Raw genomic sequence first — 24,550 nt, 5'->3', positions numbered from 1 at the left:
TTTGTCGGGCCTGTCGCATTGTTTAGTCATTGAAAAAAAGAAGTCGCATCATGCGGTCTGAGCGGAGCCAGCCCGTCAATATTGCAGGATCACCTGCCATTTCCCGGATGTCGCGTAATGGAGCGGCTTGCGACAACGGGTCTTCAGATAACCGACAGAGTTTGTGACGAGGAAATGTGATGATGCCAATGTTTAAAAACCCGCCCCGCGTGAGCATCCATGGCTCCCGCAGTAAGTACGGACCGCATCTGTGCCGTGCAACATTGACGCCTTTCTTTTGGCTTTCCACCCCGACACGACCCAGGTCTGCTGTACCCACGTTTCGAACGCAGATCTGGGCCCGTGGCGGGGAGGAAAGCTATGTCGACTAATTCTTCTGTGGATCTCGCGGCCCAGCCGGGCAAAGCACAGTTGCGTAAATCCCTCAAGCTGTGGCAGGTGGTGGTGATGGGGCTGGCCTATCTCACACCGATGACGGTATTTGACACCTTTGGTATTGTTTCGGGTATCAGCAATGGCCATGTTCCGGCCTCCTATCTGCTGGCCCTGGCGGGCGTGCTGTTTACCGCCATCAGTTACGGAAAGCTGGTACGCCAGTTTCCACAAGCCGGTTCTGCCTACACCTATGCGCAAAAAGCAATCAACCCGCATGTGGGGTTTATGGTCGGCTGGTCGTCACTGCTTGATTACCTGTTCCTGCCGATGATTAACGTCCTGCTGGCGAAAATTTACCTTTCCGCGCTGTTCCCGGGCGTTGCGCCATGGATTTGGGTAGTGATGTTTGTAGCGATCCTCACCGCGGCCAATTTGAAAAGCGTAAATCTGGTGGCGAACTTCAATGCGCTGTTTGTACTGGTGCAGGTCGCGATAATCGTGGTGTTCATTGTTCTCGTGGTGCAGGGGCTGCACAAAGGCGAAGGGGTCGGGACCGTCTGGTCGCTGCAACCGTTTATCAGCCAGAATGCGCATTTGATCCCGATTATCACCGGGGCGACCATCGTCTGCTTCTCGTTTCTCGGTTTTGATGCGGTAACCACGCTCTCTGAAGAGACACCGGATGCCGCGCGTACCATTCCAAAAGCAATTTTCCTTACCGCGCTTTACGGTGGACTGATCTTCATTGCTGCCTCGTTCTTTATGCAGCTGTTCTTTCCGGATATTAGCCGATTTAAAGATCCGGACGCGGCGCTGCCGGAGATTGCGCTGTACGTTGGCGGCAAACTGTTCCAGTCTATTTTCTTGTGTACGACCTTTGTGAATACGCTGGCGTCAGGTCTGGCATCCCATGCCAGCGTTTCGCGTCTGCTGTACGTGATGGGCCGCGATAACGTCTTCCCGGAGAAGTACTTCGGCTATGTCCATCCGAAATGGCGTACACCCGCGCTGAACGTCATTATGGTCGGGATTGTGGCACTCTCGGCCCTGTTTTTTGACCTGGTGACCGCCACGGCGTTGATTAACTTTGGCGCGCTGGTGGCCTTTACGTTCGTTAATTTGTCCGTGTTTAACCACTTCTGGCGTCGTGAAGGGCGTAAGCATACCTGGCAGGAAAAGTTGCACTACCTGGTATTGCCAATGGTCGGCGCCGCCACCGTTGCCGTACTGTGGGTGAACCTGGAGGTGACATCGCTGACGCTGGGACTGGTATGGGCTGGCGTGGGGTTGGTGTATCTCGCCTACCTGACCGGACGTTTCCGCAAGCCGCCGCCGCAGTTTGACGCCGCGAAATCTGAGCAAGCCTGGGAGTGATAGAAACTTCAGGTATTAACAACAGGGCACGCCGTCAAGGGCAACCACCTTCAGACGTCCGGTGACGGCGTGTCCTGCGGTATTTATTAATGTCGTGAAATGCGTGGGCTATAGTAAAGATGGCCGTTATTTCTCATCATTAATAACCGTGAGCGGGGGATGTGAATGAAGAAGATACTGATGCTGGTCGGCGATTATGTCGAAGATTATGAAACGATGGTGCCTTTTCAGGCGTTGCAGATGCTGGGCCATCGTGTTGATGCCGTCTGTCCGGATAAAAGTCAGGGGGACTACGTTCAAACCGCTATTCATGATTTTGATGGGGCGCAGACCTACAGTGAAAAACCGGGTCATCGTTTTACGCTGAATGCGAATTTTGCCGAGGCGCGGGCCACCGATTATGACGCGCTGCTGATCCCCGGCGGACGTGCTCCGGAATATCTCCGGCTGAATCCGGATGTTATTAAGCTGGTGCAAGATTTCAACGCTGCCGGTAAGCCTATCGCCGCGGTCTGTCATGGACCTCAGCTGTTAGCGGCGGCGGGGGTGTTAGAAAACCGGACCTGTAGCGCCTATCCGGCCTGTGCGCCAGAAGTTCGTCTGAGCGGCGGGCATTACGCAGATATCGGCATTGATCAAGCCCACGTGGATGGCAATCTGATTACCGCGCCTGCATGGCCCGCGCATCCGCAATGGCTGGCTAAATTTGTTGAAGTATTAATGAAGTAAGCGATGAAAAAAGTCGGTATAACCTGCTTGGTTATACCGACTGTAGATATTACCTCTGTATGAGTGCGAACACGCCCCAACCAATGTACTCCCGGGTGAAGGCTACGTGGCGTGCTGGTGAACTCCTCAGTTGCTCTCTGACTTCCGGGGCAAATTCATCGTCCGGATTTGCCTCCAGCCACCGGCGCATCGTCAGCCATTTGGCCGCCTCGTATCTGTCCCAACCCTCCTGGTCAGCCAGTACCATTTCAACCACGTCATAACCGAGCAGGTCGAAAGATGAAACGAGCTCTGGCAGAGAAAGAAAATCGGTCACCGAAGTCGCGCCGCAAGCCTGGGCGATGCTCTCCGTTGCAGGCGTCTGACGCCAGTAAGGTTCGCCGATGAGCATAATTCCGCCTGGTTTGAGACTTTGTTCCAGTTGTCTGACCGTTCCAGCGACGCCGCCGGCAATCCAGGTCGCACCAACGCAAGCGGCAATATCGAATTTTTCTTCGGCGATATAACCTGTTGCATCGGCATGAATAAAACGCACGTGCTCATTGACACCCAACTCTTTGGCCCGCAGGGTGGCTTGCTCACTGAACAGCCGGCTCATATCGATACCCACGCCGGAAATACCGTGATCGCGTGCCCAGGTGCACAACATCTCACCCGAACCGCTGCCGAGGTCCAGAATGCGTGTTCCCGGTGCCATCCGTAAAACCTGGCCTAACGTGGCGTATTTCTGTGCGGTGAACGGATTATGAATGCGATGTGCGCTTTCGCTGATGGTAAAAATCTTCGGGATATCCATCTCTCTCTCCTTTAGCGATTATCAAGTTGGGCGCGAACGTTGTTCAGGCCGGTCGTATTAATACGGTAGGGCTGACCATTGACGGATTTGATCAGTTTCTTGGTTCTGAGCTTTTTGAACACCTCGAGCGTGCAGTCGCAGAGCAGCAACCCTTCACGGCTATAGCATTCGACGGAAGTGACGCGGCCAGAGGCATCGCGGACGTGAGCAATACGACCACCTTTGGCGAGAACGTGTAAGGTACGTTGTTCCTGACGGGATAAATTCATACTGGAAAACCTGTTTAATCATCATGTGCAAAACGTGCAAACACACAGCGGTGTCCGCATTCGAATTCGGCGCATTGATAACCAGTCCGGCCTGAAAAGGTCGGGAAGCTGATTATCAGATGATTACATTCTCCAGCATCAAAGCCTCGGGTTGAGTTGAAAGGTATTTACATGCTGAATCATACCTGCAAGACACAGTAGGGGAACTTCCTTGTAGTGGAAGTGTGATCTGTAACGAAAAATTGTATTTCTTTTATTTAATGACTTTTTAATTCTCGTTATGTAAATCGCATTTATTCATTAAATTAATTTAATGTTTCAGCGTCGTCAGAAACGCTATCGGTAGCCATACAGCATTGCTATTCTTTTTTTATCACCTCATTGATTAGTATGATTTACTCTTTTTGCTGGTTAATTTTGTTCTTTGATAAATGCTCCTTTATCATAATTGTGGTTTTAAATGAAATTTGCAATTTAATGTTTTTAAGAATTTTCTTAACGTGGCTAAGTGTGTATACTCGGTCCTGCAAGAAGCGCTTCTGTTATCATTAAAACTATAAGTATGTCCTTAACACCCGTATTACCTCTGCCCTGAATCTCTTCTCGGGGGAGAGGTTTTTTTTGCCTGCATATTATTTAGATTATCGTCATAAATAGAAATTTTAATATTATCGTTATTGATGTTAAACATTATTGTTTACGACGATTTAGCTCTACTGACCCCTACGGCAATATTGAAATAGTATCACCCTGAATCTATCTCATAGTGAATAGTATAATTCTGTCTATGTTTATGTGGGTATTATATAGCTTTCCTTATAACTACCTTTTTTTCAGCGCGATAGAAGTTTTTTGCTTTTGAGGTAATTGTGATTTTGTTCACGGATTTTAGTGCGCGAAGTGGCTATTTGTAGAGAGGTGCAAACGGTTGCATGTTGCTGATACAGTATTCGTTCATTAAAAAAATATCGCGATGGTATGTCTTATGCCAGTACAGAGTACAGGAATCTAAATGATTTCTATTATCTCATAGGTATAGGGATGCCGTTTATGACTTCTGTTAGCTTAACACCATGGGAAATAGCAGTAAAAACAGACAGGGAATATGATTTTATCAATCAGAAAGGAGTTTTTTAATCGCAGGTATAATCACTGGCCTTTTTATCTTCCTTTATATAAATCGTTGTCGTAATGCCCATAAAATCAGCGTTCTGGGATGAGCGCTGATTTTATTTGGTTCTCAGATTACTTACCCCACGCTGCATGCAGAACACCTCTCGCAGTACCTCATAAATGATACATTAAAGGATCTCCTGGAATGGATATTGTTGAACGCTTTATTAACTACACGAAAATCAATACCACGACATCAAGGGAAAACGGCGCTAATGGGATAATGCCTTCTTCTCCTGGTCAAATGGAACTGGCAAAACTGCTTGCAGCAGAACTTGAAGCATTAGGACTGGAAAATATTGAGGTCAGGGATACCGCTATAGTGACGGCAACCTTACCTGCAAATACTGATGACACGATCCCGGTGGTCTCTTTTTTTGGTCATCTGGATACCAGTGCGGAACAGACCGCAGATACCAAAGCACAGCGCGTGCATTATCACGGTGGGGATTTATGCCTGAACAAAGAGCTGAATATTTACCTGCGCGAAAGTGAATTTCCGGAACTGAAAAATTATATCGGTGATGACCTGCTGGTGACCGACGGGACCAGTCTGTTGGGCGCTGATGATAAAGCAGCCATCGCCGCGATTATGAATGCTCTTGAGTATCTGGTCGCACACCCGGAAATAAAACATGGGCCGGTAAAAGTGGGTTTTGTCCCGGATGAGGAACAGGGCTTGCGTGGCGCAAAAGCGTTTGATGTTGCCGCGTTTGGTGCTGATTTTGGCTATACCCTGGATTGCTGCGGTATCGGTGAGTTTGTTTACGAGAACTGGAATGCGGGCGATGCGGAAATCATCTTTACCGGCCAGTCCGCACACCCGATGTCGGCCAAAGGGAAGTTAAAGAATTCGCTGCTGATGGCGCATAAGTTTATTGCCATGCTCCCAGGGGGAGAAGCGCCTGAATATACGGAAGGGCGCGAAGGGTATTACTGGGTAAAACAGCTACAGGGTAACAGTGCACGCACGGTACTTAAGCTGGATATCCGCGATTTCAGTGAAGAAGGTTATAAGGCGCGTATGGCGTTTATTCGCCAGCTTGCCGTCAGCACCTGTGCCCTGTGGGGGGAAAACAGCGTGGTCTGTCATTTAGCCGATCGCTACGCGAATGTGTTGAACAGTTTGCAGGGGGACGCTCACTACCCGATTGATATTGCATTCCGCGCGTATCAGAAATGCGGCATAACACCCGCACCTGTCGCCATGCGTGGCGGGTATGATGGCGCGGTACTGTCGCAGAAAGGATTGCCATGCCCGAATATTTTTACCGGTGCTCATAACTTCCATTCAATTTATGAGTATCTGCCGGTGCGTTCTCTGCGGGCCGCCAGTGATGTGGTGGTGGCGGTGATTGAGGAAACTTATACTGAGTTCGCGCAGCGGAGAGCTCAGTCATGATTCAGGTGTTAATCGCACTTCTGGTTATCGTGGTGGTCGCGCGTCTGATTCTGAAAGGTTATCGCGCTGAACCGGTGCTCTTCATTGCGGGTTTAGTCTTGATGATTTGCACCGCGTTAACCGGATGGGGATCCGTATTACCGAAGGGGGTTGCCAGTACGGGAATTTCCTTTCTCGATCCTTTCGAGGTAATGCGCGATCTCTTCAGCACGCGCGCCGCCGATCTCGGCCTGATGATCATGGCGTTAATGGGATTTGCGCATTACATGGATCATATCGGCGCAAATGAGGCGGTCGTGCGGGTAGTAACGAAACCCTTACGGGCGCTGCGTTCGCCCTATGTGCTCCTCTTTTTCTCCTACCTGCTCGCCAGCCTCCTGCAGTTGGCCATTCCTTCTGCAACCGGGCTTGCCGTGTTGCTGATGGGGACGATGTTCCCCATTATGCTGGGGTTAGGGCTCTCAGCGGCCTCGGCTGCCGGGGTCATTGCTACTTCGCTTGGCGTGGCTTACACCCCGACGGCAATCGATGCTATCAGGGGCTCTAAAGCAGTGAATATGGATGTAGTGGAATATGTTGTTTACCACCAGGGACCCGCCGCGCTGGCAACGGTTCTGGTTGTCGGCGTGTGCCATTTTTTCTGGCAGCGGCATTGCGACCGTAAAGCAGGGACGTTACCGCGGGAAATCGGTAGCGCAGAAGTGACTGATTCAGGAAAATCCCCGGCTTTTTACGCGCTGCTCCCCATGCTTCCGATACTGATGGCAGTAGGATCATCCGAAATGTTCGTCAGGGGTATCAACCTGAATATTATCACCATTGTCCTCATTTCAATGACCATCTGTATGCTGATTGAATGGCTGCGAGTGCGTGATTTAAAGTCGGTCTGCGAAGGTTTCAGCCATTTCCTGAAAGGAATGGGCACTGCGTTTACCGGTGTGGTTGGACTGTTGGTTGCGGCAGGGGTTTTTGCTCACGGAATTAAAGTCATCGGTGCGATCGATCAGCTCATTCTGATGGCCGAACACGTGGGATTACCGCCGTTTGCCATGGCGGTAGTATTTGCGCTGGTGACGCTGGCCGCGGCGATCATTATGGGGTCGGGGAATGCGCCATTCCTCGCCTTCGTTGAGCTCATCCCGCAAATTGCCGCCAGTATGGGCGCTAACGCCGTTGCCATGATCCTGCCGATGCAGCAGGCATCGCATATGGGACGGGCCATTTCACCGGTATCCGGCGTCGTGATTGCCGTTTCCAGCGGAGCGAAAATAACCCCATTCGATGTGGTGAAGCGTACCGCCGTACCGCTGATTGTGGGGTTCGTTACTCACACCCTGATCATCGGTATTTTCTATTAACCGTACCAGCGACAAGCCAACTTCCGGTTCATTGAATCCGGAGGTTGGCTTTTTGAATTAGGCGAAATTTAAAAGCGTTAATATTACTGATACCTGTATAAAAAGCCTTGCCTGCTGCTGTGAGGCTGTCTGTCGCTCAGCGGAGGATAAAATGCGATTCCATTAGGATGTTTAATGGCTGTTTAGCGTTGAAATGGGTGTTTGTCTTGGGTGTCTGGTCAAAACTATCAGGATATTTCTTCTAATCAGCAATTTTTGAAGTTTTATGATGATCATATTTTTAACAGTAGGTGGAATTGATAACCTGTGAGTATTATTAGTTTTTATCTTTATCGTATAATTCTTATTATTTATCGCTGAGCCATCCGGGCATCAATGATTAATAAGAGTGATGTGTTAAGTTTGCAATTTTATTACATAGGGATAAATTAATCTGGATCATATTTTGATGTTTTTAGTTGTAGTATTTTTTAAAATGAAATAATGCAAGATTTACATGTAATAATGATTTATTTGGGCAGGTTTAAGTGGTAAGGGATTCAGGAAAAGTTAGTACGTTACGACACCATTATCAGGATGACCTGGAAGCGTTTACCTGGAGTGCATTGGTAGCAATTGGTATCGCAATACGGGACCGTAAGATTCATTCTAAAATGTCAGAGCATCTTTTTATTATGCAATGGCTGGCCATCGCTAAAAAAAGAAAGCTCTTCTCAAGGAACGTAATCAATGAACTTCAATGGCTAATTGATGAAGGCAAGAAAAAAAGCCTCAATGCACAACTTAAATTTAAAATAGAATATCTATACTCGACTTCGAGTGGCGATGTATCGATGCAAAACGACTATTTTAAGTTTACTCATACGATTGAGGTGTTGAGAAATAATGGCTGGGAAAGCTTTCTGCTTACGCCAGAGAAATGGCGAGATCTGCATGAAAAGATTAAGGTAAGAGAAGGTAATTTTATTTTTATGGATGACACTCGGCTGCAGGCGTGTTTTGGCGTGCAGGGTGAGATTGTCAAACCCTTCTGTATCCGGGTATATGGCGATGTTGAGTTTGCAAAGTTAACGTTCATTAAACATAACCTTCCGGCTGAATTTGTAAAGCACGTTTCAAATGAGTTTTATCACTTCCATTTTCTTCTGGTAAGTAATGCTTAACTGACGATGTGAACAATGTGCTGTTAATACAAAGAATAGATTGATCAACTTGTAAATTTATCGGATAGAAACCACGCGCCAAGGACAGCGAATGTTTACTCGAAAGTTAGTGATTGCCAACGAATGGATAAGGTTGTCTGATATTCCAGACAGTGTGTCCATTTCTTTTCGGGGCGTTCTCGAGATAACTGAAAGTACAGGTGTGCCAGACGCCAGCACGCCGTTGTTACGTTTAGAAAATGAAATGGCACCGATCACCGTCGATTCGTTGTCCTGGGTGCGGGTGCCTGTCGATAGTCAGAAAGACATTACCGTTTATATCCATAAATAATATTAATGTTGAATGGTTTTGGCCTTATTTTTGCCAATGTTAGAGGGCTGCTGTTTATCGCAGTATGTCCCCCTGAGTAATTAATTTATTATGTGAGAATGAATGCGGAAACTTTCTAATAATTAACCATTTTACAGGTTAAGGTATTGCGTGATGTGTCGATAACAATTAAGTCGTAGAGGATTTTTATTGTTATGGAGATGTTTAAATGTTAAAGAATATGAGAATTAAAACCAGCCTGTTATTATTGCTGTTGTTATTTACCTTCATGCAGTTCTTTTCCAATGGATTTGAGTTAGTTGATCTCAAAGGAAATCAAAAAAATACGTTATTACTACATAACATCATTAAGGAGCAGGATACCCTGCATAAGGTCGTTGAGGCTGTTTATAAAGTCAGAAGCGTTCGTGATAATATTCAACAACATAATGCGACCGATGCCCGACAGACAGTGAATCAAATGCAAGATCAGATGGCGTATGCCAGAAAACAGTTCGATATTTTCTGGGGTATTCCTGGATTGACGGCTGACGATCCGCAAATTGGTAAAATTATCAGAACGGCTTTTGAGCAACAAATGAATGCTGAGCAAAAGTCTATTGATACATTAAATCAGACGCTTTCCAGCAACAGTATTATTAATGCACAAGAAAATGCTAATGCGGAACTGCTCGCGGCTCGCAAAAATTTCGATAACGAAGTGACGAATTATTACAAATCAACAATGCTGATTGGTGAGAAGATCGTTGCACAAACACACGTTCAGTTTAATACCTCGATCCTGAAAGTATCCGTGATCCTGGTCATTACGGTACTTATCTTCTTTATCTGTAATTTCTGGTTGAACCGGACCATCATTCAGCCTTTAAAAATCGTTTCTGAGCACTTTGCGCGGATTGGTAAAGGCGATCTCAGCCATCCTGTTAAGGTGTCGGGTAACAATGAAATCGGCGTACTGTGCTTAAATTTGCATAATATGCAAAAAGGCCTGCGGGAGACTGTCAGCACTATTCGCGATGGCGTTGAGTCTATTAATATCGGTATGCAGGAAATTGCTTCCGGTAATTCCGATTTATCAACCAGAACGGAACAGCAGGCTGCGGCAGTCGTTGAAACGGCGGCCAGTATGGAGCAGATTTCAGTCACAACAAAAAATAATACTGATAAGTCACATCAGGCATCCGTCATGACCAGCGAAAGCACGGAAATGGCATTGCGTGGCGAGCGTTTAATGAGTGATATGGTTGAGAAAATTCACCTGATCAGCCGTAATGCGCAAGGCGTGAACGAAATATCCAATGTTATTGATAGTATAGCTTTTCAAACCAATATCCTGGCATTAAACGCGGCGGTGGAAGCTGCACGCGCTGGTGAGTCCGGGCGTGGGTTTGCCGTTGTGGCGAGTGAAGTCCGAACGCTTGCTCAGCGCAGCGCCTCCTCGGCGAAAGAAATCAGTGAACTGGTTGCCAAAGCGGCAATTAGCGTCAAGGAAGGGGTAGAGATAGCTGAAAACAGTGGCGCCATGATGGCGGATATTGCGAAGGCAATACGCAACATTAATGTCTTAATGGAAGATATCTCCGGAGCCTCGGGGGAACAGAGTCGCGGCATCGAACAGATCCGGGTTGCGGTAACCCAAATGGAGCAAGTGACTCAGCAAAACGCCTCGCTGGTTGAGGAGATAGCCGCCACGACAGGCAGTGTGGAAGAGCAGTCAGCAATGCTATCCCAGGCTGTGGCGGTGTTCCAGGTGGAGGAAAACCAGCCTTCAGCATAATAAGTAGAGTACAAACTCGGCGGGTATCGTGGTGCGTTTGACGTGCCCGTTTATGACAGTGAGAAAGGTTGAGCTGCACACGGCTCACAGACCGCAGCTCATCAGGTGTCAATGTTGCCTGATGGGCTGCGCGAGAAGAATATCGGGAATGACGTTCTCCAGCGCGATATGAAATCGCATACGTCATGTTGATAATAATTCTCATTATTATTGTTGTGTTGTACAGGTAATGGTAATGTTGCTTCAGTTATCAACCGTTAATCCCATTTCCTGTGCAGAAGACAGCATGAACAACACCACCGCCCTGAATAAGTCCAGACGCGTAGCCCGCACCTTCTCCGTCAGCGAGTTTATGGATTTTGGTGAGCGTTACGGGATCGATTACCGTTTTCCCCTGCTGGCGCAAAAGCCGGATTTGTCGTCTTGCAGTCCCGTTCTGCAGGGGGAGGTTGAGGAGATGACGCTCCCCTGCGGGATGTGTGTCACGCACTCTGATGTGCAGGTGCTACAACCCTACGAAACCACCTCCCGTCACAGCAGTCCTCTGTATATGCTGGTGGTTCTGGAAGGCTGCGTCATCCTGACGCTCAACGGGCAGGAGCATGTGGTACGTTCCGGGATGGCGTTTAGCTCACGCCTGAGCGAGCATCAGACGATGCGTGCCCGCCATCATGCTGACTGCAAACTGCGCACGTTATCGCTCGGTCTGTATCCCGACGGCGCGTGGCGCACGGGGTTGCTCGAATCGTTGATGCGTGAGTGGGAAAGATGCGAAACGCCGACGCTTATCTGGCAGGTGCCGGGGTTTTTACTCAGCGGCCTGCAGTATGCGCAGCGGAGCACGATCGGCCATGTTTCTCGCCAACTGATGCTGGAAGGGCTGATATTACAACTGTTCGGCCATGGCCTCAGCGTGTGTCAGGTCGAGAGTGGCAAGCGGCTTGCGGCAAGCGGTGAACAGCAGCGGCTGGAGGTCGTTCGTCGTCTTCTGGAGCAGAGTCCCGAGAATGACTACACCCTCAATGCCCTGGCCCAACGCGCGGCGATGAGCCCCAGCAGCCTGCGCAGCAAGTTCCGTGCGGCCTATGGCTGTTCCGTCTTTGACTACCTGCGTGATTGCCGTCTGGAACGCGCGCGCGGCTATTTACTGGAAGGATACAGCGTACAGCAGGCGGCCTGGATGTCGGGTTATCAACATGCTACCAACTTCTCTACCGCATTTCGGCGTCGTTACGGCTTTTCGCCTGGCGATGTGCTCAAACTTTGCTAATCCATTTTTACGTTTTGCGCACGTGCCTTCCCGACAATTTGGCACTGCGCATAGGCAACCTGGCATCCTGCATAGCTATCTCCGTTAGCAAAAAGGTAATAATTCTCACTTACAATTAGACATGCCTTTGGAGATATTCATGTTCGCGAAGACTCGGTTGGCGCTATTGGTGGGATGGGTGACCGGTAGCGTGGCTTTTCCTCTGCTGGCGCAGGAAACAACAAAAAACGATACGGTGGTTGTCACCTCGCAAATGCAAAGCGGGGCCACGAAGCTCGCCACACCGGATCTTGAAACGCCTCAGTCGGTATCGATCATTACCCGTGAACAGTTTGAAGAGCAGGGCGCCACCAGCGTGCGCCAGGCCGTAAGCTATACGCCGGGGGTGTACAGCAATCAGATTGGTGCCTCCAACCGCTTTGACTATATTGTGCTGCGTGGTTTCTCGGATGGTAGCCTGGACAACGTCTATCTCGATGGCCTGAAGATGATGGGGGACACCAACTCACACAGCTCGCTGGTGGTTGATCCGTGGTTCCTCGAAGATATCGAAGTGGTACGCGGTCCGGCTTCCGTACTGTATGGCCGTTCTTCTCCGGGCGGTATTGTCGCGCTGACATCACGTAAGCCGTCGTTTGATGCTGGCGGAGAAGTGAAACTGTTTGCTGGCAACAATAACCAGCGCGGCGCGGCGTTTGACGTCACCGGGGCGCTGGATGATAACGATCGCGTGGCGGCACGACTGAGTGGAATGACGCGTTACGCAGACTCGCAGTTTGGTCCATTGAAAGAAGAACGTTATGCGCTGATGCCCAGCCTGACCTGGCGCATCACCGACCAGACGCGTCTGGATCTGATGGCTTATCTGCACTGTGACCCGGAAGGCGGAAGCCACTCCGGTCTGCCGTATGACGGCACCGTGGTTCCACATTACGGGCAAAAGATCTCCAACACCTTTTACGAAGGCGAGGATGATTACGACAAATACGATCGCCGTGAAAACATGGTGGGCTACAACGTTGAGCACCTGTTTGATAACGGCTGGTCGGTGCGGCAAAAACTGCGCTACCTGCATACCGACGTTGAGCTGAATCAGGTGTATGCGGCAGGCTGGCTGAATGAAACCGAGCTTAACCGCGGCTACTCCGGCTCCGATGAAAAAATGTCAGCGATTACGCTGGATAACCAACTCGACGGCAGCTTTGATACCTGGCAGGTCAACCACCGTGTGCTGGTGGGGATCGACTATCAGGATCGCAGCAACAATACCACCGGTTACTACGGTGCATTCCCGCCGATTGACGCCTTTAACCCGGTATATGGCACGCAGCCTGATTACATCAACATGTATGCGCGTGAGAAGCACAAGCTGCGCCAGACAGGCTACTATTTGCAGGATCAGATGTCATGGGATCGCTGGCGTATTACGCTCGGCGGTCGCTACGATCAGGTGAGCGTTTCTAACATTGATAAGATCAACGATACCCGTAGCGATCTGGACAAAAACAACTTCAGCACCCGTGCTGCGCTGCTCTATTTGTTCGATAACGGCTTTGCGCCGTATGTGAGTTATTCCACCGCCTTTACGCCAACCAGCTTTGCCGATGAGAACGGCAATCTGCTGGATCCGATGAAAGGCAAGCAGTGGGAAGCCGGGCTGAAATATGAGCCGGAAGGACTCAACAGTCAGTTCAGCGCGTCGGTATTCCGTATCAATCAGACGAATATCGCCACCAAAGAAGAGCCGACCGATCCGTACCGCTCGATTGGGGAAATTGAGTCTGAAGGGGTAGAGCTGGAGGCCATTAGCCAACTGACGGAGAGCTTCCGTCTGCAGGCGGCGTATACCTATACCGACATTCGCTATAAGAAAAGCAGCCCGGAAGAGCAGGGTAAGCGTGCAGTGTACGCGCCGCGTAACCAGGCCAGTACCTGGCTGAGCTACGATGTGAAAAGCGGTCCGCTGGATGGCCTGACGCTGGGCTCAGGCGTGCGTTATGTCAACGGTATTGCCAGCGATCGCCTGAATACTCACACTCTGCCGTCCTACACGCTGGTGGATATGGCAATTGGCTACGACTTAACGAATATCGGTATTAAAGGGTTGAGCGCTCAGTTGAACGTCAACAACCTGACCGACAAGCGCTACGTTGCGGCTTGTAATTCGCTCTCATACTGCTACTTCGGCGCCGAGCGCAGCATTGTCGGCAGCGTTTCATGGAAGTTCTGAGTATCGTTTTTTAGCCGGATGGCGGTGCTGGCGTCTTATCAAGCCTACAGATGCGTGCAAATTGTAGGCCTGATAAGCGCAGCGCCATCAGGCTGGGAGATTGCGGTTATTGCGTAAAACCGTTTTGCATACAAATCTGCGCGCTGGTTCTCAGGGTAAAGGCGACTTTGTCTGGGTACTGGCTGTAATAGTTATGCTCTTCTTCCAACCCTTTTGCCTGCGCCAGACGTACCGTTTCCAGCGAGCAGGTACGATAGATCAGGTCTTTATTCATATTGGTCTGCTTTTCACGCTGTTTATCTGCGGACAGCGCCAGCCAGCTCTCGGACAGCGAGTAATCGTAGACCACCCGGTTTCCTTTCGCCTGCACATTTTCAATGGTAATGAATTCGTCGATTTTCAGTCTTGGCTGCCCACGCATTTTTTTCTTATCTTCTGCGGCGGCATATTGGGCCAACGCATTAATATCCATGCCTGCTATTTTCTGTTTATAGATATCGACATAAGCGGCGGGCTGCTGATAACGCTGAGCGTAAGCGTTTCTTAATTCTCCATCGCTTACCGTACAACCCGCCAGAAACAGAGGTAAAAGCAGCGCCAGTTTTATTTTAGTCATGATGTTATCCCGTTCATTATTGTGGTCCCAGTCGCCCATAACATAATAAAAAAATGATTACGGGTGATATTTAAGGTTGTATAAACGGGGGCACGATGACACAAGTGCAATAGTCTTAAAATGGCGTAACAGGCAGGAAACCCTGCCAGAATTGGCAGGGGTTTTGAACATACTGGTAAAGAATTAATGGCCGATCATTTTTGCTTTCGGGATCAACTGGAAATACAGGTGATCCGGCACCGGCGTATCCCAGACATTGGCATATACCGCATAACCAATGGTGGCAAACAGAATCCCCAGCACCAGTATTGTCATGGCAACACCCGACAGTGCCGTTTGTCGCCATAACGCTTTACCGCTGCCTTTTACACCCGGCGGTGTCTGCAGGGAAAAGCTCAATGTTGAAGCCACCGGGCAGGATTCAACACAGGTCATGCAGCCAGTGCATTCCACAGTACGCACCTGAATCAGTCTGTCGACCGGGATTTTCGATGGGCAATTTTTCGCGCATTTCCCGCAATCAATGCAACTGTCGGCGTTGCGGCGGATTTTAAACGGCGAGAACAGCGAGAACAGACCAAGCAGTGCGCCGTAAGGACACAGATAACGACACCAGGCGTTGCGAAAAAACAGGCTCAGGAGACTGATAACCACCACGGAGATGAGCGTGGCGGAGCCAATATGGCGAAAGAAATCGAGCATCTTCACATCGATGATGATTCCATAGGCTGACGTCAGAAAGTACTGAATCCCCTGGGCGGGCATTGACAGGGCGATATACAAGAAAAACCCCAGCAGCAGATACTTCAGGCTGAGCAGCGGGATATCCAGCCAGCGCGGCAGCGTAAAGTTACGACCGAATAATTTTCTCCCCAGATTACCGAGCAGTTCGGAAAGCGTCCCCACTGGGCATAACCATGAACAGAAAGCTTTTTTTAACAACAGGCTAATCAGGATAAACGCAACTAACAGCAGCATAGAGGCGGCATGGATGGGCGGAAGAAAACCGGTCTCTAGCGTATAGCGGAGATTCATCAAACCCGCTATCGGCAGCCATCCCTCAATACCGCCGGGCCTTGGAATATAAACGCTGGTGCCGGCGGTTTCGAAATAGCGGACCCAATACCAGAACGCCACGCCAATATAAATATTGATAGCCAGCAGGAGAAACTGGGTGGCTTTTCGCCAGCTGCTGGCGTTGCGCCAGTCATTCCACGGCAGTTTGCCCCCGGTCGTGCCTGGGCGGCGCTGCCAGCGCGTTCTCATCTTCCCGTTCATGGTTTTATAGTATCCCTCATATTTCCCCTTCTGCATTCAGAAGGCGTCATCACCGGGATATGCTAGCGCTATTCAGATTTGGTGTATTTGATTTGCATCTTATTACGCGGCTGTTATTTTCTTCATGCCAATATGCCTGAAAAATAATAACAGCCCGATATTTATCACAGGTCAGATAAATACCCTGAACGGGGTATTTATTTCTCTGCAGGGCAACGATTATTCCTGATAAACCTCAACGCGGTCGCGGCCATTACTTTTCGCCAGATAAAGTGCGCGATCGGCTTTATCAACCAACTGTTTATAGTCGGGATGATAGTCATATTCGGCAATACCAATACTGACGGTAATAGAAAACGTTTCTGTCGCTGAGGCTGCCATGCGCATCTCGGCAATTTTCATACGCAGCGTTTCCAGAATAATACTGGCCTGTGTTTCATCTGACTCGACGAGCAGAATCATAAATTCTTCGCCACCGTAGCGGAACACGTAATCGCTGCTGCGGATATGATCGTAAATGACCGCCGCGACGTTTTTGAGCGTCAGATCGCCAGTATTATGCCCGAAGTTATCGTTAATTTGCTTGAAGTAGTCGATATCCAGCATCGCCAGGGTAAAAGGCTTACGCGTATGTAACGCCAGCGAGATCTCGCGCCGCATGATGGTCGGAATAAAGCGGCGATTAAGCAACTGGGTCAGCGAATCTTTACCATTTTCCTGCTTAACCAGCGCGTCGAACATTGAGGCGAGCAGGAAATGGATTTTTGCCGATAGCTGGCGTACATCCTGCAATAAGCTCATCCGCTCGGGTTCTGTCGGCTGATGCTGATGCGACAGGGTTGTCGTCAGACGACTGTCGATCTCTGCAATCAGTGATTCCATCTTATTCAGCAGATTGCTGTTGCCGAGGATATGTTTTCCCTTATGTGATAACCACATACCGAAGTCAGAATTCGCCAGAAACACCATCTCACCGAAAGGCATTCCGGTGGCGATGTTATAAATAAACTGGTTTTCCCAGTCGGTAAACGAACGGATTTGCCGCTCGCGCTCGACGTTAACGTCATCGTAAATAGTCTGTAGACGGTACTGCTCCTGCGTGTGCATAGAGTTTTGAAAACTGGGGGAATAGGAGACCGTCATGGCCTCCAGCGCAGTATCCATTGCCAGACTGCTGAAACAGATAGCATCGCTCAGCAAGGCGGGAGTGGAATCCGCCTTTGTTTTTAACACCCTGTACAGCTCATCTTTCAGCTTGCGCGCGCCGCGGTTAACCAGATCGATGGGCAGGCCGATACGGGCATGCACCACACCAATTTTGCGCTGTTTGGCCAGCAGTTGTGAGAGATCTTCGTGGGCGCTGCCAAGTACGCTGCGCAGCCAGTCAAACATGCTGCCGCTGAGGCGGGTACTGACCTGTTCTGTATTGAGGAACAATGCGCTCTCCGCATGGGAGAGCATATAGTCATAAAAAACGGTTACTAAATGGCGGATCTCTTCATCGCTTAACGATGTCAGGAGCGTGTGAACTTCAGGCGATGTTTGACGTAACAGCGCCTGCCATTCTGTAAGGAGTAATGTGTCGTTTACCGGTTCAACCTGTTCCATCTTACTGCCACTCAACGTGCGATTAAAAATTCAGGCGGTATTACGGACAATTACCTCACGATGGTCAAGTTAAACTCTCTTATCGATGGCTAATACCTTCATAAATAAGCCTGAGCGCGAAGACACCAATAATGGCGCCGATCACCCGGCTGGCAATCCGTTGGATTCGGCCATACGCACGGCGCACGGCGGGCAACGAAAACGCCTGGCTGAGAAAAATACGCCAGATAACGGAAGACAACACAATGCCGGCCCAGGCCATCAACCTGGCCCACGTTGGCGTGTCTGCGCTTAAGGTGACCGAGAAGATACTAATAAAAAACAGCACGGTTTGCGGATTAGATAAATCCGTTAATAACCCCCGGCGGAAAAACACATACCAGGGGGCGGAAAGCGGCTGCTGTAGCGTTGGCATTTGCGGTGTCGCCTGATGCCGGATGCTGTTCCAGGCGAACCACAGCAGATAGGCGCCGCCGACAATCTTAATCAACGAAAAAATCTCTTCACACTGAGTGATAAGCGTCGCCATGCCAAAGAGCCCGAGGCCGGAGTAGAACGCATCGCCTAAGGCGACGCCCAGACCGGTTATCACGCCCGCGCGTCGCCCTGACGCCAGGCTGGTTTGCACCACCACAAACAGGTTCGCGCCGGGGTTAAAAAAAGTTAAAACAAACAGGCTGACGGTGAGTACGACGGCGTGCAGAGGTTCCATAGACAACAATTCCTCAGATTCTCATAAAGTTAACACTATAATTTCAGTGCGCTGCCTGTTCTGAGGATCAACTCACACTGGCTATTGAAACTTTGAACAGGTTGACGCGCTGCTACCCGGTGACCGGTTTTTTCTGCGCCGCAAAATCTCTATATATTCCTGCTGAATGTGGATTTTTTATCCAGGCTGGACTAGTTATTAATCATCCTTGAATCGCGTTATGTAATGTTCAGGGATCGATGATGGCGTAATAACAAAACCTGGAGCTGGTCTATGAAAACTGGAATTAAAGTACTTATTGGTGCATTAGCTTTTGTCGTGACCAACGCATATGCCGCGGAATTTATGACAAAACTTGAATTTGAAAAGGTTGAATCGCAGTACACAAAAATCGGTGATATCTCAACGAGTAATGAAGTTTCTGTCTCAGACGCTAAAGAAGAGCTGCTGAAGAAAGCAGAAGAGAAAGGGGCCGATGTGGTGGTATTAACCTCCGGTCAAACGGATAATAAAATCCATGGCACAGCCAATATCTACAAGAAAAAATAATACGCTACTGTAAAAATCACGATTCCCGCCGGTCATTGTATCGGCGGGTTTTCTTTTAATCTGCGCCAGAAGGTGGTTCGGCTTACCCCGAGATATCGTGCAGCCGCGGTTTTATCGCCATTGAATTGCGCCAGCACCTGCTGCGGCGTGAGCGATGAGGATACCTGCGGCGCGTCAGCAGCAACGGCCAGTTCCGGTAACAGCTGCTGCAGGAATTGTACGTTCAGCTCCGGCTGCGGCTCGACGCTTAAAAACAGCGCCAGGCGCTCCATCATATTACGCAGTTCACGGATATTCCCAGGCCAGCCATAATTCAGTAACGTCGGTTGACTCAGACCCAGCCCTTTGCGCACAGGTTCAGAAAACGGCACCTCCAGTTCCGCCAGCGACTGTTTTAAAAAGCCTTCCGCCAGCGGCAGGATATCGGGCAATCGCTCGCGTAGCGGCGGTAGCGTGAGGCGCAAAATACTCAGGCGATAAAACAGATCGGTGCGAAATTCTCCCTGTTTTATCTCCTGCTCCAGATGACAGTGGGTGGCGCTAATCACCCGTACATCGACCGGAATCGGCTGATGTCCACCGACCCGGGTGACCTCTTTTTCTTCCAGTACGCGCAACAGTCGGGTTTGTAACGGCAGCGGCATTTCGCCTATCTCATCAAGAAACAGCGTTCCGCCGTGGGCGATTTCAAACAGGCCCGCGCGTCCTCCCCGACGGGAGCCGGTAAAGGCGCCATCCTCATAGCCGAACAGCTCCGCTTCCAGTAATGATTCGGTGATTGCCCCGCAGTTGACGGCAACAAACGGCGGCGAAGGTTTACCGCGCCGGTTCTCCTGACGGGTGAAAAATTCACGATGAATTGCCTGCGCCGCCAGCTCTTTGCCCGTGCCGGTTTCGCCCTGAATCAGCACTGGCGCACGCGAACGGGCATAAAGCATAATGGTGTGCCGCACCTGTTCCATCTGTGCCGAGTGACCGCGCATATCCCCCAGCGCATAGCGGGTGCGCAGCGTATCGCCGGAAACGTACGGACCGTTTCTGCGCAGCGTCAGACGAGTCATATCGAGCGCATCGACAAAGGCCTGGCGCACGGTGGCCGCCGAATAGATAAAGATGCCGGTCATGCCTGCTTCTTCAGCCAGGTCGGTAATTAACCCCGCGCCGACGACCGCCTGCGTGCCGCTGGCCTTCAGCTCGTTGATTTGCCCACGGGCATCTTCTTCCGTGATATAGCTGCGCTGTTCAAGCTGCAAATTGAAGGTTTTTTGAAAAGCGAGCAGCGCGGGGAGGGTTTCCTGATAGGTAATGACGCCAATCGACGAGGTGAGCTTTCCCGCTTTGGCCAGCGCCTGTAGCACGTCAAACCCGCTGGGTTTAATCAGGATCACCGGAATCGATAAACGGCTTTTAAGATACGCCCCGTTGGAACCCGCGGCAATGATGGCATCACAACGCTCGGTGGCTAACTTCTTGCGGATATACGTCACCGCTTTTTCAAAACCAAGCTGAATAGGGGTGATGGTTGCCAGGTGGTCGAACTCCAGGCTGATGTCGCGAAACAGTTCGAACAGGCGCGTGACCGAAACGGTCCAGATAACCGGTTTGTCGTCGTTCACCCGCGGCGGAAGATGCGTATCAGCCATAACCATCCTAAAAAGTAAGGCACCGAGTATTAGGGTTTAGTTGTGTTTCATGAATGTTGCAATGAAACGTGAAGGAACGTTTCATGAAACGATAGCTGACACGCTTTTGTGCAACAAAGATACAATGATTTAATTTAATATATTGTTTTTAAAGGTAAATATATAAAATAATTAAAAATTAAGGTCTTTGGCATACCCCTTGCTTTAAATAAATCAACGAACGATAACAAGTTGATAACAAAAGGACGGGATATGTCTCTACACTCCCCAGGGCAGGCGTTTCGCGCCGCGCTCAGCAAAGAAAACCCATTACAAATCGTTGGCACCATCAACGCCAACCACGCTCTGCTGGCCCAACGCGCCGGATATCAGGCGATTTATCTCTCCGGCGGCGGCGTCGCGGCTGGGTCTCTGGGTCTGCCGGATCTCGGTATTTCTACCCTTGATGATGTGCTAACCGATATTCGCCGCATTACTGATGTTTGCCCGCTGCCATTGCTGGTGGATGCGGATATCGGTTTTGGATCGTCAGCTTTCAACGTGGCGCGGACCGTGAAGTCGATTTCCAAAGCCGGTGCCGCCGCGCTGCATATTGAAGATCAGATCGGCGCCAAACGCTGCGGCCATCGCCCGAACAAGGCGATCGTCTCGAAAGAAGAGATGGTCGACAGGATCCGCGCCGCCGTGGATGCGCGTACCGATCCCAACTTTGTGATCATGGCGCGGACCGATGCATTGGCGGTGGAAGGGTTAGAGGCCGCCATCGATCGTGCCCAGGCGTACGTAGAAGCAGGCGCGGATATGTTGTTCCCGGAAGCCATTACCGAGCTTGCCATGTACCGTCAGTTTGCCGATGCGGTACAGGTGCCGATCCTCGCCAACATTACCGAATTTGGCGCTACGCCACTGTTCACCACTGATGAACTGCGCAGCGCGAACGTCGCGATGGCGTTGTATCCGCTGTCGGCCTTCCGCGCCATGAACCGCGCTGCGGAAAAGGTTTACAACGTGCTGCGCCAGGAAGGAACGCAAAAGAGCGTTATCGACATTATGCAGACGCGCAACGAGCTGTACGAAAGCATCAATTACTACCAGTTCGAAGAGAAACTCGACGCGTTGTATACCAAGAAGTAACCGTCGTAGGCCGGATAAGGCGTAGCTGCCATCCGGCAATAAATTTGTACCCTACATATTATAAAAATGACGAGGACAACATGAGCGACACAACGATCCTGCAAAATAGTACCCATGTCATTAAACCTAAAAAATCGGTTGCGCTGTCAGGCGTCGCCGCCGGAAATACCGCGCTGTGTACCGTAGGCAAAAGCGGTAACGACCTGCACTATCGCGGCTACGATATTCTCGATCTGGCGCAGCAGTGCGAATTTGAAGAAGTCGCGCACCTGCTGATCCACGGGAAATTGCCCACCCGTGATGAGCTCACCGCCTATAAAAGCAAATTAAAAGCGCTGCGCGGGCTGCCCGCAAACGTGCGTACCGTCCTGGAAGCGCTGCCTGCTGCCTCGCACCCGATGGACGTGATGCGCACCGGCGTCTCCGCGCTGGGCTGTACGTTGCCGGAAAAAGAAGGGCATACCGTCTCCGGCGCACGCGATATTGCTGACAAGCTGCTGGCATCGCTCAGTTCTATTCTCCTGTACTGGTATCACTACAGCCATAACGGCGAGCGTATTCAGCCTGAAACTGACGATGATTCCATTGGTGGACACTTCCTGCATCTGCTGCATGGCGAAAAGCCGTCGCGAAGCTGGGAAAAAGCGATGCATATTTCGCTGGTGCTGTACGCCGAACACGAATTCAACGCCTCCACCTTCACCAGCCGCGTGATTGCAGGGACCGGATCCGATATGTATTCCGCGATTATCGGCGCGATTGGCGCATTGCGTGGTCCGAAACACGGCGGGGCGAATGAAGTATCGCTGGAGATCCAACAGCGCTACGAAACGCCAGACGAAGCGGAAGCGGATATCCGTAAACGCGTTGAAAACAAAGAAGTGGTGATTGGCTTTGGTCATCCGGTTTACACCATCGCCGACCCGCGCCATCAGGTGATAAAGCGCGTGGCGAAACAGCTTTCTCAGGAAGGCGGTTCGCTGAAAATGTACAACATCGCCGACCGTCTGGAAGACGTGATGTGGGAAACGAAAAAGATGTTCCCCAACCTCGACTGGTTCTCGGCAGTCTCCTACAACATGATGGGCGTCCCGACCGAAATGTTCACACCGCTGTTTGTCATCGCCCGCGTCACCGGCTGGGCGGCGCATATCATCGAACAGCGCCAGGACAACAAAATTATCCGTCCTTCCGCCAATTACACCGGCCCGGAAGATCGTGTCTTTGTCGCGATAGATCAGCGTTGCTAATGCAAAACCTCTAAATATAAAAAACAGGAACCCTTGTTATGTCTGCACATATTTCGAACGTCCGCCCGGAATTTGACCGTGAAATCGTTGATATCGTTGATTACGTCATGAATTACGAGATCACTTCGACGGTAGCGTATGACACCGCGCATTATTGCCTGCTTGATACCTTAGGCTGCGGCCTGGAAGCGCTGGAATATCCGGCTTGTAAAAAACTGCTGGGGCCGGTAGTCCCAGGGACTGTGGTGCCGAACGGCGTGCGCGTTCCGGGCACCCAGTTCCAGCTCGACCCGGTGCAGGCGGCGTTTAACATCGGCGCGATGATCCGCTGGCTGGACTTTAACGACACCTGGCTGGCCGCGGAATGGGGTCATCCTTCCGATAACCTCGGCGGCATTCTGGCTACGGCTGACTGGCTGTCACGCAATGCGGTAGCGGTGGGGAAAGCGCCGTTAACCATGAAAAAAGTGCTCACCGGAATGATTAAAGCCCATGAAATTCAGGGCTGCATCGCGCTGGAAAACTCTTTTAACCGCGTCGGTCTCGATCACGTCCTGCTGGTCAAAGTGGCCTCCACGGCGGTGGTCGCCGAGATGCTTGGCCTGAACCGGGATGAAATTCTCAACGCGGTGTCGCTGGCGTGGGTTGACGGGCAGTCGCTGCGTACCTATCGCCATGCGCCAAATACCGGCACGCGTAAATCCTGGGCAGCTGGCGATGCAACTTCGCGCGCGGTACGTCTGGCACTGATGGCGAAAACCGGTGAGATGGGGTATCCGTCTGCGCTGACGGCGAAAACCTGGGGCTTTTATGACGTCTCTTTCAAAGGCGAATCGTTCCGCTTCCAGCGCCCGTACGGCTCTTATGTGATGGAAAACGTGCTGTTTAAAATCTCCTTCCCGGCCGAGTTCCACTCGCAGACTGCGGTAGAGGCGGCGATGACGCTGTACGAGCAGCTACAGGCTGCAGGGAAAACGGCGGCGGATATCGAAAAAGTGACCATTCGTACGCACGAAGCCTGTATCCGCATCATCGATAAAAAAGGCCCGCTGAATAACCCGGCGGATCGCGATCACTGCATCCAGTATATGGTCGCCATTCCGCTGCTGTTCGGGCGTTTAACCGCGGCAGATTATGAAGACGGCGTGGCGCAGGACAAACGCATTGATGCCCTGCGCGAGAAGATCAACTGCTTTGAAGATCCGGCTTTTACAGCCGATTACCACGATCCTGAAAAACGCGCCATCGCGAATGCCATCACCCTGGAATTCACCGATGGCTCACGTTTTGAAGAAGTGGTGGTGGAGTACCCAATCGGCCACGCGCGCCGTCGTAACGACGGGATGCCGAAGCTGGTCGAGAAGTTCAAAATCAACCTGGCGCGTCAGTTCCCGACCCGTCAGCAGCAGCGCATTCTGGATGTCTCCCTGGACAGAACTCGCCTGGAGCAGATGCCGGTCAATGAGTATATGGATTTGTTTGTTATCTGAAACCCGACTCATCAGGCGTAAGT

The 24,550-nt window shown here is 50.6% G+C and carries 20 protein-coding genes; 13 read left to right on the top strand and 7 right to left on the bottom strand.

Annotated features, from left to right (window positions below; genetic code table 11):
- Nucleotides 1-360: 360 nt before the first annotated feature.
- Nucleotides 361-1,749: an APC family permease gene (locus tag OGW44_RS19315; protein WP_016151916.1), complete on the top strand. Its 1,389-nt coding sequence runs from the start codon at nt 361-363 to the stop codon at nt 1,747-1,749.
- Between the two features lie 165 nt (nt 1,750-1,914).
- Nucleotides 1,915-2,478: a DJ-1/PfpI family protein gene (locus tag OGW44_RS19310; protein WP_016151930.1), complete on the top strand. Its 564-nt coding sequence runs from the start codon at nt 1,915-1,917 to the stop codon at nt 2,476-2,478.
- Between the two features lie 49 nt (nt 2,479-2,527).
- Here OGW44_RS19310 and OGW44_RS19305 read toward each other — a convergent pair whose 3' ends face one another.
- Nucleotides 2,528-3,274: an SAM-dependent methyltransferase gene (locus tag OGW44_RS19305; protein ID WP_109017856.1), complete on the bottom strand. Its 747-nt coding sequence runs from the start codon at nt 3,272-3,274 to the stop codon at nt 2,528-2,530.
- A gap of 11 nt (nt 3,275-3,285) precedes the next feature.
- Nucleotides 3,286-3,543 carry a YjhX family toxin gene (locus OGW44_RS19300; RefSeq protein ID WP_016151932.1) on the bottom strand — a complete coding sequence of 86 codons (258 nt, stop codon included), beginning with the start codon at nt 3,541-3,543 and terminating at the stop codon, nt 3,286-3,288.
- Between the two features lie 1,318 nt (nt 3,544-4,861).
- On the opposite strand from OGW44_RS19300, the gene pepT reads away from it, so the two are divergent.
- The 7 genes from pepT (at nt 4,862) to foxA (ending at nt 14,247) form a co-directional block, all read left to right on the top strand.
- Nucleotides 4,862-6,118 carry a peptidase T gene (gene pepT, locus OGW44_RS19295; RefSeq protein WP_185654210.1) on the top strand — a complete coding sequence of 419 codons (1,257 nt, stop codon included), beginning with the start codon at nt 4,862-4,864 and terminating at the stop codon, nt 6,116-6,118.
- On the top strand, nt 6,115-7,476 hold the full coding sequence (gene dcuC, locus OGW44_RS19290) for a C4-dicarboxylate transporter DcuC (protein ID WP_016151934.1): 1,362 nt from the start codon (nt 6,115-6,117) through the stop codon (nt 7,474-7,476). The genes pepT and dcuC overlap by 4 nt, the downstream gene beginning before the upstream one ends.
- 527 nt (nt 7,477-8,003) lie before the next feature.
- The gene (locus OGW44_RS19285; RefSeq protein ID WP_016151935.1) at nt 8,004-8,639 is read left to right on the top strand and encodes a DUF2913 family protein; all 636 of its coding nucleotides are present in this window, start codon (nt 8,004-8,006) and stop codon (nt 8,637-8,639) included.
- A 91-nt stretch (nt 8,640-8,730) separates the two neighbouring features.
- Nucleotides 8,731-8,970 (top strand): hypothetical protein, encoded by a 240-nt coding sequence (locus tag OGW44_RS19280; protein ID WP_016151936.1) that lies wholly within the window; start codon nt 8,731-8,733, stop codon nt 8,968-8,970.
- A gap of 208 nt (nt 8,971-9,178) precedes the next feature.
- The gene (locus OGW44_RS19275) at nt 9,179-10,747 is read left to right on the top strand and encodes a methyl-accepting chemotaxis protein (RefSeq protein ID WP_075846754.1); all 1,569 of its coding nucleotides are present in this window, start codon (nt 9,179-9,181) and stop codon (nt 10,745-10,747) included.
- 286 nt (nt 10,748-11,033) lie between these two features.
- Nucleotides 11,034-12,017: a helix-turn-helix transcriptional regulator gene (locus OGW44_RS19270; protein ID WP_185654402.1), complete on the top strand. Its 984-nt coding sequence runs from the start codon at nt 11,034-11,036 to the stop codon at nt 12,015-12,017.
- A 121-nt stretch (nt 12,018-12,138) separates the two neighbouring features.
- Entirely contained in the window at nt 12,139-14,247 is a 2,109-nt protein-coding gene (foxA, locus tag OGW44_RS19265; RefSeq protein ID WP_185654211.1) for a ferrioxamine B receptor FoxA, read from the top strand.
- A gap of 106 nt (nt 14,248-14,353) precedes the next feature.
- On the opposite strand, the gene OGW44_RS19260 is transcribed toward foxA, so the two are convergent.
- The 4 genes from OGW44_RS19260 to OGW44_RS19245 all read right to left on the bottom strand — a co-directional run bounded on the left by OGW44_RS19260 (nt 14,354) and on the right by OGW44_RS19245 (nt 18,461).
- Nucleotides 14,354-14,863 (bottom strand): hypothetical protein, encoded by a 510-nt coding sequence (locus tag OGW44_RS19260; RefSeq protein WP_223307927.1) that lies wholly within the window; start codon nt 14,861-14,863, stop codon nt 14,354-14,356.
- Nucleotides 14,864-15,046: 183 nt separating this feature from the next.
- Nucleotides 15,047-16,141: a 4Fe-4S binding protein gene (locus tag OGW44_RS19255; RefSeq protein ID WP_185654212.1), complete on the bottom strand. Its 1,095-nt coding sequence runs from the start codon at nt 16,139-16,141 to the stop codon at nt 15,047-15,049.
- A 219-nt stretch (nt 16,142-16,360) separates the two neighbouring features.
- On the bottom strand, nt 16,361-17,749 hold the full coding sequence (locus OGW44_RS19250; protein WP_016151942.1) for a diguanylate cyclase: 1,389 nt from the start codon (nt 17,747-17,749) through the stop codon (nt 16,361-16,363).
- Nucleotides 17,750-17,828: 79 nt separating this feature from the next.
- The gene (locus OGW44_RS19245; protein ID WP_065554254.1) at nt 17,829-18,461 is read right to left on the bottom strand and encodes a LysE family transporter; all 633 of its coding nucleotides are present in this window, start codon (nt 18,459-18,461) and stop codon (nt 17,829-17,831) included.
- A 273-nt stretch (nt 18,462-18,734) separates the two neighbouring features.
- On the opposite strand from OGW44_RS19245, the gene yahO reads away from it, so the two are divergent.
- The gene (gene yahO, locus OGW44_RS19240) at nt 18,735-19,010 is read left to right on the top strand and encodes a DUF1471 family periplasmic protein YahO (protein WP_016151944.1); all 276 of its coding nucleotides are present in this window, start codon (nt 18,735-18,737) and stop codon (nt 19,008-19,010) included.
- Between the two features lie 32 nt (nt 19,011-19,042).
- Here yahO and prpR read toward each other — a convergent pair whose 3' ends face one another.
- Entirely contained in the window at nt 19,043-20,653 is a 1,611-nt protein-coding gene (gene prpR / locus OGW44_RS19235) for a propionate catabolism operon regulatory protein PrpR (protein WP_046275626.1), read from the bottom strand.
- A gap of 252 nt (nt 20,654-20,905) precedes the next feature.
- Here prpR and prpB point away from each other — a divergent pair, with 252 nt between their 5' ends.
- From prpB to OGW44_RS19220, 3 genes are all read left to right on the top strand, one after another.
- Nucleotides 20,906-21,787, top strand: a complete 882-nt coding sequence (gene prpB / locus OGW44_RS19230) for a methylisocitrate lyase (protein WP_016151946.1) — start codon at nt 20,906-20,908, stop codon at nt 21,785-21,787.
- Between the two features lie 80 nt (nt 21,788-21,867).
- Nucleotides 21,868-23,037 (top strand): bifunctional 2-methylcitrate synthase/citrate synthase, encoded by a 1,170-nt coding sequence (prpC, locus tag OGW44_RS19225; protein WP_016151947.1) that lies wholly within the window; start codon nt 21,868-21,870, stop codon nt 23,035-23,037.
- Nucleotides 23,038-23,075: 38 nt separating this feature from the next.
- Nucleotides 23,076-24,527, top strand: coding sequence for a bifunctional 2-methylcitrate dehydratase/aconitate hydratase (locus OGW44_RS19220; protein WP_016155798.1), 1,452 nt, complete (start codon nt 23,076-23,078; stop codon nt 24,525-24,527).
- Nucleotides 24,528-24,550: the final 23 nt, after the last annotated feature.

Origin of the sequence: Citrobacter sp. Cb023 (assembly GCF_030336805.1) — a bacterium.
In the GTDB taxonomy this organism is placed as follows: Bacteria; Pseudomonadota; Gammaproteobacteria; order Enterobacterales; family Enterobacteriaceae; genus Citrobacter; species Citrobacter braakii.
Note: the sequence above shows the minus strand (reverse complement) of the source record. Positions and strands in the feature narration are given on the sequence as shown.

Bases quoted from the DNA above. Each gene is read 5' to 3' on its own strand.
- OGW44_RS19315 (WP_016151916.1), top strand. From the start codon at position 361: ATGTCGACTAATTCTTCTGTGGATCTCGCGGCCCAGCCGGGCAAAGCA.
- OGW44_RS19310 (WP_016151930.1), top strand. From the start codon at position 1,915: ATGAAGAAGATACTGATGCTGGTCGGCGATTATGTCGAAGATTATGAA.
- OGW44_RS19305 (WP_109017856.1), bottom strand. From the start codon at position 3,274: ATGGATATCCCGAAGATTTTTACCATCAGCGAAAGCGCACATCGCATT.
- OGW44_RS19300 (WP_016151932.1), bottom strand. From the start codon at position 3,543: ATGAATTTATCCCGTCAGGAACAACGTACCTTACACGTTCTCGCCAAA.
- pepT (WP_185654210.1), top strand. From the start codon at position 4,862: ATGGATATTGTTGAACGCTTTATTAACTACACGAAAATCAATACCACG.
- dcuC (WP_016151934.1), top strand. From the start codon at position 6,115: ATGATTCAGGTGTTAATCGCACTTCTGGTTATCGTGGTGGTCGCGCGT.
- OGW44_RS19280 (WP_016151936.1), top strand. From the start codon at position 8,731: ATGTTTACTCGAAAGTTAGTGATTGCCAACGAATGGATAAGGTTGTCT.
- OGW44_RS19275 (WP_075846754.1), top strand. From the start codon at position 9,179: ATGTTAAAGAATATGAGAATTAAAACCAGCCTGTTATTATTGCTGTTG.
- OGW44_RS19270 (WP_185654402.1), top strand. From the start codon at position 11,034: ATGAACAACACCACCGCCCTGAATAAGTCCAGACGCGTAGCCCGCACC.
- foxA (WP_185654211.1), top strand. From the start codon at position 12,139: ATGCCTTTGGAGATATTCATGTTCGCGAAGACTCGGTTGGCGCTATTG.
- OGW44_RS19260 (WP_223307927.1), bottom strand. From the start codon at position 14,863: ATGACTAAAATAAAACTGGCGCTGCTTTTACCTCTGTTTCTGGCGGGT.
- OGW44_RS19255 (WP_185654212.1), bottom strand. From the start codon at position 16,141: ATGAACGGGAAGATGAGAACGCGCTGGCAGCGCCGCCCAGGCACGACC.
- OGW44_RS19250 (WP_016151942.1), bottom strand. From the start codon at position 17,749: ATGGAACAGGTTGAACCGGTAAACGACACATTACTCCTTACAGAATGG.
- OGW44_RS19245 (WP_065554254.1), bottom strand. From the start codon at position 18,461: ATGGAACCTCTGCACGCCGTCGTACTCACCGTCAGCCTGTTTGTTTTA.
- yahO (WP_016151944.1), top strand. From the start codon at position 18,735: ATGAAAACTGGAATTAAAGTACTTATTGGTGCATTAGCTTTTGTCGTG.
- prpR (WP_046275626.1), bottom strand. From the start codon at position 20,653: ATGGCTGATACGCATCTTCCGCCGCGGGTGAACGACGACAAACCGGTT.
- prpB (WP_016151946.1), top strand. From the start codon at position 20,906: ATGTCTCTACACTCCCCAGGGCAGGCGTTTCGCGCCGCGCTCAGCAAA.
- prpC (WP_016151947.1), top strand. From the start codon at position 21,868: ATGAGCGACACAACGATCCTGCAAAATAGTACCCATGTCATTAAACCT.
- OGW44_RS19220 (WP_016155798.1), top strand. From the start codon at position 23,076: ATGTCTGCACATATTTCGAACGTCCGCCCGGAATTTGACCGTGAAATC.